This window comes from Vibrio sp. V38_P2S17PM301, assembly GCF_009904845.1.
In the GTDB taxonomy this organism is placed as follows: domain Bacteria; phylum Pseudomonadota; class Gammaproteobacteria; order Enterobacterales; family Vibrionaceae; genus Vibrio; species Vibrio proteolyticus.
Window position 1 is genome coordinate 124,237 of sequence record NZ_WXWO01000100.1, and the last position, 8,807, is coordinate 133,043.

Consider the following 8,807-nt stretch of genomic DNA (forward strand, 5'->3'; position numbering starts at 1 on the left):
CCTAACTTAAGGTCAGCGGCATTTCGACAAATTGCCGGCGATTGGTTTGATTGTTCATCCAGGCCGACTGGCCAATGCGCAGCGCGCTGTCACTGTGTGAAGACAGCCGTACTCGCGGCAAATACTGGCTATTTACTTTCATGTACAACGCGTATTTGGTGTTGACGCCCATGTAGCTGCGCACCAGATGGTCCAACGCCCGAATCATGGCCTTGTCGTGACGTATCGCCAGATAATGGTTGTAATCCTTGGGGCAGATTTTGATGTTCAGTTTCTGTCCGGCCATCGGCGTGGTTTTGCCCACCAGCGCCCCCATGCCGAGCTGACGATTTTGCCCCGCGCCGCCAATCTGTGTCAGAGAGCATGGCGTCAGTGGCAAGTACTCCAGTTCACTGCGTTCAATAGCAAACTCGGCTGCAAAGTAATCTTCCAGCAGCGCTTTGAGTGTCAGCGGGCACGTCAGCTTCATCCCCAGCAAGCCGGTGTATTGAATCAGATGACTGACCGGGATCGGCGCGTCATCCCCACTTTGTCCGGCCAGATTCGCCAACATGGCGGTGATCGACAGACGATGCTGATTCCAGCGAAATGACGCTTCCTCGATTTGCGCGGTCAAGTCGTGTTTCGTCTGCACCTGACAATAGAGGCGGAAATAGCGGTTATTAAAGGTGTCAAAAAAGTCCAGCGGCGCCTGCTCACCCAGGTCAAAGTGCGCACTGAGCGCCTCCTTAAACAGTGCGCGAGGCATGGTACTTTGACAGCCCGACAGCGCCGGCAACGAAGTTTTCAGGATGTAGCCCGATGGCGCATCAACCTCCACCGCCGTGACTTCACTGTGGTAGTAGGCCGGTAGCCACTCCGCACTGAAGCGCACTTGCGGACGACGTCCCGCCAACTGCGCCTGATGCTTAAATACCTGCCAGGCTTTTTCCAACGCGACGTTAAACTGGCCGCTCAGCAGACGATTTACAGCAGATTCTTGCATCCGGTTCTCCTTGGAAAGGCCATAAATACCCCGTCCTGACCTTCAAGACAGATATCCACCTGCGTAAAACTGTTAAATCCGGCAAAGTAGGCGAAAAAATGATCCAGCAAGTGACTGAACAACGCGATGCCACCGTTCACATTGGCCGGCGCGAGAGTCACTATGATCTTGGTCCCGTAAGCAAAACAGGTTTTCCCCGACACCCGGATCGGCGCAACGACCTGCTCTTGTTCGATCTTCTGGACCGAGTCGATGTACAGATGGTTTTGCGCACTCTGGTTATGGTTGTAGAGATCAAACACGTTTTTCAGTGTCTCCGTCGGATTGTCGGTGCCGAGTATCGCGTGATAGTTAAAATGCAGGTGACACAATAGCGCCCACACATTTTTGTTGGCATCGCGACTTCTGACCGGCAACGACGGGCGACGCAGCAATTGCATACGCGCTGGAATAGTCAGTGACTCACGGCAGGTCACGTGACTGTTCACAGGCAGCGAACCGGCGCGCACGCCATCCGTCGCGGTGGCGCTGACCTGCCACACACGCGGTGAGCCTGTGGCGTGATGATGCTGCGGATCCGCGACTTTGAGGCTGCTGTCGAGCACACCACGTTCATGAATGTTCTGCACCAGTTGCCAGCGTAACCCGGTGTCAGCCCGGTCAAATTTTTCGCTGTATATCTGCGGCACACAGACGGGGTCACCACTGGTCACATCCAGCACCTGATCCACAGAGAACAGTTCCAACACTTTCCCCTGACTGGCATCGAGATGAATGGGGTATTGTTTGTGAAAAAAATCGATCGGCATCGGCTCGGATTCTTGCCGATGCAAGTTCACCAGTGGTGTCGAAAACAGTGAGAAATGCTGCGCGTTTAACGTCCGGGACAACTCAACACTCAACTCTTCGACGAAAACCTGAACCCGGAATTCGCTGCCTGTCATGCGTGGCAAGGCGTCTCGCACATCCAGACGAAAACCATGAAAACGTTCAGGAAACATGAAAAATTCAGTCAGGAGCTTAAACCCACCAAAGCTGGCCGCCTGATACGGAAGAACCGTGTCTTCGGCGTCAAAGCCCACCGGACGCAGTGCTTTCGCTCCAAGGTCCACACTGGTCTGATGGTCACAGATCCGTACCTGAGCCGTACCGTGCGAGAGCAGATCATACAAACGCAGGACGAAATGGCTGTCCCCTTTGAGGTGCAGGCTCAGAGTTGTAATATCCAGTGCCGACAAGTCAAAGCCCTCGTCTGTGGCCGCGATGGTCAGTTCAATCATCGCCTTGGCGTTCTCGGCACCGAGCGGTTTGTTCAGTTCAAACGGGGCAAATGCCACTTCAGCACTGCGAATGGATACCGGCAGCAACTCCACGTTTTGGGTCGAGCGGAATATTGCGCTGTTGCCCTGCTCGTCGGCCAGTTCAAACTCTGTGCCTGCCGGAACGCGGTGCACCGCGCTGGCGTCCGGCGCAATATCGAAATCCAGCACAGTGTAAGACGGCACCGGACGCAGATAATGCGGAAACAATAAACTGACCAGACTTTCGGTCAGCTCCGGGAACGAATCATCTAACCGCTGCTGCAAACGCCCGTTGAGCAATGCGACACTTTCCACCAGACGGGCGATTTGTGGATCATCGATGCTGTCTTTGCGGATCCCGATCGCACGCGCCGCGCCCGGATGGCGCGCGGAAAACTGAGTGGCCTCATCACGGATGAAGCGCAGTTCCTGTTCAAAATACGAGAGCAGAGAATCAGACAAGATTCGATTTCCTTACATCTAATTTGTTACTGCTGAGATCCAAAAATGAATCCAGCACAATCGCTTCTTCACCCAGCTCAGAGTGCACCACCGCCGAAAGGCGGAAACACAATTGGTTCTGAGCCGATTTAATCTCCTGAACTTCAATCTCAACCTGGCTGAGACGCGGTTCGTACAGGCGGATCAGGCTGGCAATTTCGGCCACAATCACATCGCTGTTGGATTTGCTCTGAGAACGTGCCAGATTGCGCATACCCAGATTGGTAATGGTGCCTTCAGCGCCATTGTGATCCGTGGGCCAGATCGGTGCCCGGCTGGAAATCAAGGTGCAGACGTTGTCGACAATCGCATCGCGCACACTGTCGATGTCGTCGTTCCAGGTCTGTGTTAATTTGGCCATCATGCTCATGCGTTCTCTCCGATCTCCAGACCAGACACCGAGGTGGTCAGAACCACCTGGGCATCCATCATTTCGTACTGATATTGCGGCTGAAGCATGATGTCGCAGCGATAACGGGTGCGATCCTGTGGCAGTTCTTCAATGCGTACCTGACTGGACTTGAGCGGATAACGCGCCATGATCGAGTCTTCACCGTAATCCACTTCACTGATGTAGTTCTGCAACCAACGCTCCAGGCTGCGCTTGCAATCTTCCGCACTGTCATAACGGCCGATCTGGTCACGTATCTGAGCCTTGATATAGTGACCAAACCGGCACGCCATCAGGTTGGTCTGCAACATACCAAGCTGACGCGCAGCATCGTCTGGCGCGCGCCACACCGACTGATTGCTGAAAAAACCTTTGTGACCACTCAGGTACAGGCTGGTCAGCGGCACAAATCCCTGATTCGCCCAAAACCCGTCTTCTTCGCTGTAGAGGTCAACTTTGGCCTGCACCGATTCTGCCCCCGCTACGATGGCGCCATACGACGCGAATTCATCGTACGAGCGCAGAAAACCAAACCAGCTGATGCGATCAAACTCCCGGATCACGTTGCTGGTCAGCAGGTAGGCGCTGTTGCCCCACAGCGCATGCTCTTTGCCCTGAGGCTCATTAAACAGAAAACCTGCGGGGTACTGCTGATAAGGTGGTCGCTGCAAATATTCCGGCAACACCAGGTAAAGAAAGCGTGCCGATGGTTTGTCGCGCAGCAATTGCCATGAGGTAAAATCACGACTGTTGAGGATGCGTTCGGCTCTGGCACTGTCGTGCAACTGGCGGCTTTGATCGTCACCAAAAAAGTCTTCATCCACGCCCATGACCATCGGACATAAGGCCAGCTCTCCCAGCTCTGACAACAGTTGCAGCGTGTACAAATCGTCATAGCCCAGCTCATCGCCATAATCTGACGTTACCTGGTGATCGACCATCACCAAGCCAAAAGGCGTGCCCCCTGCAGTATCAAACTCGTTGGCATACAGTTTTTTGTACAGAGCGCTCTGTTTAAGATCGAACGAATAATTGAGATCGTTTGAAACCCGATCCCAGCTTAAATCCAGCAGTTTGACTTTGACCCGTCGCTGCGACACCGGCAGCGAGGTCAGTGACGTTAATCCCTGCCACGACGCTTCAAGCTGCTTAAATTGCGGCGCTTGGATTACGGCGGATAACTGCTCACTGATCGCGCTGTCCAGTTGGGCGATTAGCGCGATCAGACGTGCTTTGAATTGAGCAGTCGAATCATCTCTGGCACACGTCATCAGTTCCTGCCAAGCCAGGTTCGCAAGCAACGGTGGAATCGCTGTGTTCTGAGGGTGTGTTTTCATCGACTGCTCAATTTAAAACATTCGGAGGCGGGGTAGCCTCCGAATCGGATTAACCCGGAATGTTGGCTACCATACGCAATGAGGTAGTCAGCTCTTCCATTTGTAACCATGGACGCAGGTAAGCCACTGCCGAGTAGGCTCCCGGACGGCCGGCCTGCTCTTCCACCGTGACCTTGGCTTCCACCAGCGGATGACGCGCTTTGGCTTCATTGCCGATGGCATTCGGGTTCACGTATTGATGAATCCAGGTGTTGAGATCTTTCTCAACATCGTTTGGATCCAGGTTTGAGCCAATACGATCACGCCCCATCACTTTGAGGTATTGAGCGATACGGCTGCTGGCCATGGTGTATGGCAGACGGGCTGAAATTGCCGCATTCGCCGTCGCATCGGCGTCGGCGTATGTCTTCGGTTTCTGTGTGGTCTGTGCGCCCATGAACACTGCATAGTTGGTGTTTTTGTAGTGCACCAGCGGCAAGAAGCCGAGATCGCTGAGCTCTTTCTCACGCTCATCGGTCAGGTTGACCTGTGTCGGACACTGCTGCAGTAAATCACCCGCGTCGGAGTAGTAGGTGAAGTTCGGCAGATTTTCGACTTTACCGCCGTTTTCCGTGCCGCGAATCGCGGTACACCAGCCGTACTGGGTGTAAGCCTGAGTCAGCAGCAGACCGAAGTCATACGCCGCATTGCTCCAGACAAAGTCGCTGTCTGATGTGACGATTTGCTGGCCATTTTCACGGGTTTTCAGCTCTTCAAAGTCGAACGATTTCACTGGCACCGTCGCTGCACCGTACGGCAGGCGAGCCATGGTTTTTGGCAGCGTCAATGCGACATAGCGCGAGTCATCACTGGCGCGGAAAGCATTCCAGCTGGCGTAAGCCGGGGAGTCGAAACCCGCCGCAACGGGTTTACCGTCGGCAAACGTGGCAAACGAGTTAAAATCGAACATGCTGGCATTCGCCGCGGCAATGAATGGCGCGTGAGAAGCAGACGCCACCTCGCCCATGTACCGTAGCAGCGCCACATCTTCGTCACCGTAGCCAAACTCGTAGTCACCCAGCAGTGCACCGTATGGTTGCCCGCCCGCAGTGCCGAACTCCTCCTGATACACCATAGTGAAAAAGCGGCTGCGATCGATCGCTGGCGCGTCTTCGAACTGCTCCAATAGCTCGTCTTTGGTGTAATCGGCCAGCTTGATCTTCAGATCCGGGCCGAGTTCGCTGTTCTTTACCAGTTTCTGCAGACCCAACCAGGTACCTTCCAGTTTCTGAAAGTCGTTGTTTTGCATCACTGAAGAAAGCTGCTCTGAGATCTTTGCATCCAGCGCGTTGATGGCTTTTTCAATCGTCAGAGTGAGGTTTTTATCCCAGGTCACTGTGCCTTCCATCACCTGAGACGTCAGAATGCTCAGCAGTTCTTTGGTGGTGTCCACCGGCGTTTGCGCCGTGGCTGAGATCGCCCGATCCAGAAAACTCAGTGACGTTTCAGCTTCCGCCGCGCCCTGCGTGGCGGTTTGTTGTTCAACAGACATTATTCCGCTCCCTCTTTTTCCAGACCCAGTTCCTGCGCAAGCCCTTGGATGGCATCCGCACTTTGCAGCACTTCCTTCAGCAAACGCTCCAGATCACGCGAACGATCCGCTTTGCTCAGCAGTACTTTCAGTTGGTTACGTGTTTCAACCAGTTGTTTCAGCGGATCAATCTGTTCAACCAGATTCTCCGGGTGGAAATCTTTCATCGAGCGGAAGCTCAAATTCACTTCAAACTGGCTGTCATCGTTAGCCAGTTTGTTATCAACTTTGTAAGAAAGACGTGGGTGGATGGTGCCCATCACGGTATCAAAATTGTCTTTGTCGATACCGGTAAACTCACGCTCTTCAAGATCCACTTTTTCCGATTCTGGTTTGTGGCCGGAGAAGTCACCGATCACGCCGACCACGAACGGCAGCTCTTTAGTCTCGACTGCGCCATTCGTCTCAACATCGTAAGTAATGCTGACGCGGTTTTTACTGACGCGTTTATGTTGTGAATTCAATGCCATAACGGTGTCCTAGTTAAGAATTTGCATCGGGGAAGAAGCTCCATCTGAGATGGAGCTTCGGCGAATATTATTTAGAGCCTGACAGCAACTTGCCTTGTGGCAGGTTGTAAGTCACGATGCCGCCATCTTTGATCTCACCGCCTTCCAGCTCGTAGTTGTGTTTCTGAGAAATCTCAACGTAAGACAGAGAGATGCTCTCGTAAGGCTGAGTACCGTCACTGCCACTCACGTTGTAAGAAACCAGACGTGCATTGGTCAGTTTCACCTGGAAGTAAAGCTTTGCACCTGAACCGTCTGATTCTGGCTTGGTGAATGCGATCTCCACCGTTTTGCCTTCTTTGCCCGGGTTAAACAGGAAAGACAGCAGATCTTCAGACGCGCCATCCACCTGTTTAGACATGTTCACTTCGCTCATTGCGACCATGCCCGAATCCGCGTTGTTACCGTTGCCGATATCCATTGCTACGTTGCGAACGCCGCCCCAAGAGTATGAAGAGATAGCGAACCAGCCGTTACCTTCCAGACCTTCAACCGTTGCGCCACCTTTTACGTCAACGCCATCAATACGCATGTAAATACTTGCCATATTTGTTCTTCCTTATAAGTAGGATGTGCACTTACCAACGCAGGGCTGTCGAGCCCGCAGGTTCGTGACTTTCACTTTGTTGTTGTGATTGAGTATCAGCAGTGGAAGTCTGTGATACATGCTCTTCAATACTCATCGACTCAGTAACGGGAGGAGCCTTTTCGGGTACCGAAGTGTTTTCAATGTCGACGGCTGGCATCTCTACATCCGGTAACGTGACCTGGTCGAGATGATTCAGCCCGGCGGCATTAAAAATTTTGCTTAACGTGTCACCGCCCTGCTCCGCCATCATCTCCTGCAACAATTCCGGCAGAGGCAAATACCCCCAACGGATCGCTTTCTCAAGCAGGAAAGACACCGGGCTGTGCGGCTCGCTCTGGCGAAAGTAATCGGAGACTTCGCGCAGAAGATGAAATGCCAGATCGCGGTTCATATTATTGGTGGTGGCGATCTGAGCGAGGTTGCCGGCACTGAGACTCAGCGGGGCGCCGGAAACAACATAACTTTGTGCGGCTTGGTAAGGCGTTAAGCCATCATCAGCCCCACTCGGCACTCTGTTTTCAGGCTGTTCTGAGGTCACGGCCGTCGGCGCAGACGTCGTTTTTGGCGTCGGTTTCACCCCGGTCAGTTGATGGAGAGCGTGCTCCAGACGCTGAAACAGCGCTTTGACGAACCCAAAGTTAGCCGCGCTCACGCCCACATTTTGGGTGTGCTGGCTGACCACCGAAGCGAGACGCTCAACCTGTTCAATACAGCGCACGGTGTTGTCCATCCGCTGCTGTATTTCCGCTCGTTGCTGCAACGCCATGGCGGACACCTGAGCTTTAAGCTGGTTGACTTCGCCTTTGCGCTCTGCGCTTTGATAGTCGTAAAACGAAACATTGCCCACCAACACTTGTTGCAATAAGGGCGCGTACACAATCGAACTTTCTTCGCTGTCGCCGTTGAGCTGGAAAAAAGCTTTCACTTTGGCATCGGCCTGCTCACGCTGTTGCTGATCTGGCTCAGTCGATTTGAGTTTCTCTTCAGGCAACACCGGGTGAAGCGAAGCCCAGTGTTGCTCTGCCAACTCGGCCAGCCATTGCAACACGTTGGCAGCGCTGTTTAGCGACGAATCCAGTAAGATTTGTGCGGCAATAAACCAGGCGATCAACTCAATATCACGTGTGGTGGTCTCAAACTGATTCAACAAACTCTCAGCCAAGGTTTGCCAGCTCGCCAGACATGCTTTTTGCAGATCTTCAAGCTCATCTTCACTGGGGTTCTGGCTCAATTTACGCAAAGCCGTTTGTGCCACATTGAATTCATTTCTCAGTGGACGAAACGCACTCTTATCAAGCTTGAGATAGCGTCCGCACACGGCATCAGACGCAATCGGAACCACAAGTTGTTCAATGTTTTGTTTTGAAAACGGCATGCTTTACCTGCGTAATTTTTGTTATCAATCTGCGCGGTGAATTGGCTAGACAAGTCCCAGTCAAAATTTGAGCAAAAGAACCCCTCAAGCTGTGATTTTTAACTTCACATCTTGTCGCTTTATACGCGTCGACTTTTATATTTATCTTCTACACGAATATATAAACGGCTTTAAAAATCTATTAATTTATATATCGATAACAACATTTAATGTAAGTGATTTCTAATTTAGTGATATAGAAAACCACTA

At 52.6% G+C, this 8,807-nt stretch carries 8 protein-coding genes; all 8 read right to left on the reverse strand.

All coding sequences use genetic code 11. The features are described from left to right. Nucleotide 1: 1 nt before the first annotated feature. The 8 genes from CAG64_RS21455 to CAG64_RS21490 all read right to left on the reverse strand — a co-directional run bounded on the left by CAG64_RS21455 (nucleotide 2) and on the right by CAG64_RS21490 (nucleotide 8,558). A complete protein-coding gene (locus CAG64_RS21455; protein ID WP_161457844.1) occupies nucleotides 2–985 on the reverse strand; it encodes a type VI secretion system baseplate subunit TssG in 984 nt (327 codons plus the stop codon). After that, on the reverse strand, nucleotides 967–2,748 hold the full coding sequence (tssF, locus tag CAG64_RS21460; protein WP_161457845.1) for a type VI secretion system baseplate subunit TssF: 1,782 nt from the start codon (nucleotides 2,746–2,748) through the stop codon (nucleotides 967–969). The genes CAG64_RS21455 and tssF overlap by 19 nt, the downstream gene beginning before the upstream one ends. Beyond that, complete coding sequence (gene tssE / locus CAG64_RS21465; RefSeq protein ID WP_021703711.1) at nucleotides 2,741–3,157, reverse strand: type VI secretion system baseplate subunit TssE; 417 nt, start codon at nucleotides 3,155–3,157, stop codon at nucleotides 2,741–2,743. The genes tssF and tssE overlap by 8 nt, the downstream gene beginning before the upstream one ends. Then, nucleotides 3,154–4,515 carry a type VI secretion system contractile sheath domain-containing protein gene (locus CAG64_RS21470; RefSeq protein ID WP_161457846.1) on the reverse strand — a complete coding sequence of 454 codons (1,362 nt, stop codon included), beginning with the start codon at nucleotides 4,513–4,515 and terminating at the stop codon, nucleotides 3,154–3,156. Before CAG64_RS21470 ends, tssE begins: the two co-directional genes overlap by 4 nt. Before the next feature lie 49 nt (nucleotides 4,516–4,564). Beyond that, nucleotides 4,565–6,046 carry a type VI secretion system contractile sheath large subunit gene (tssC, locus tag CAG64_RS21475; RefSeq protein WP_161457847.1) on the reverse strand — a complete coding sequence of 494 codons (1,482 nt, stop codon included), beginning with the start codon at nucleotides 6,044–6,046 and terminating at the stop codon, nucleotides 4,565–4,567. Then, complete coding sequence (gene tssB / locus CAG64_RS21480; protein ID WP_021703714.1) at nucleotides 6,046–6,555, reverse strand: type VI secretion system contractile sheath small subunit; 510 nt, start codon at nucleotides 6,553–6,555, stop codon at nucleotides 6,046–6,048. The genes tssC and tssB overlap by 1 nt, the downstream gene beginning before the upstream one ends. A gap of 67 nt (nucleotides 6,556–6,622) precedes the next feature. Continuing rightward, complete coding sequence (locus tag CAG64_RS21485) at nucleotides 6,623–7,141, reverse strand: Hcp family type VI secretion system effector (RefSeq protein WP_021703715.1); 519 nt, start codon at nucleotides 7,139–7,141, stop codon at nucleotides 6,623–6,625. 31 nt (nucleotides 7,142–7,172) lie between these two features. Then, entirely contained in the window at nucleotides 7,173–8,558 is a 1,386-nt protein-coding gene (locus tag CAG64_RS21490) for a type VI secretion system protein TssA (RefSeq protein ID WP_161457848.1), read from the reverse strand. Nucleotides 8,559–8,807 lie beyond the last annotated feature (249 nt).

Excerpts from the sequence above, each read along its gene's own strand:
- CAG64_RS21485 (WP_021703715.1), bottom strand. The coding sequence starts at position 7,141 with ATGGCAAGTATTTACATGCGTATTGATGGCGTTGACGTAAAAGGTGGC.
- CAG64_RS21490 (WP_161457848.1), bottom strand. The coding sequence starts at position 8,558 with ATGCCGTTTTCAAAACAAAACATTGAACAACTTGTGGTTCCGATTGCG.
- tssE (WP_021703711.1), bottom strand. The coding sequence starts at position 3,157 with ATGAGCATGATGGCCAAATTAACACAGACCTGGAACGACGACATCGAC.
- CAG64_RS21470 (WP_161457846.1), bottom strand. The coding sequence starts at position 4,515 with ATGAAAACACACCCTCAGAACACAGCGATTCCACCGTTGCTTGCGAAC.
- tssB (WP_021703714.1), bottom strand. The coding sequence starts at position 6,555 with ATGGCATTGAATTCACAACATAAACGCGTCAGTAAAAACCGCGTCAGC.
- tssC (WP_161457847.1), bottom strand. The coding sequence starts at position 6,046 with ATGTCTGTTGAACAACAAACCGCCACGCAGGGCGCGGCGGAAGCTGAA.
- CAG64_RS21455 (WP_161457844.1), bottom strand. The coding sequence starts at position 985 with ATGCAAGAATCTGCTGTAAATCGTCTGCTGAGCGGCCAGTTTAACGTC.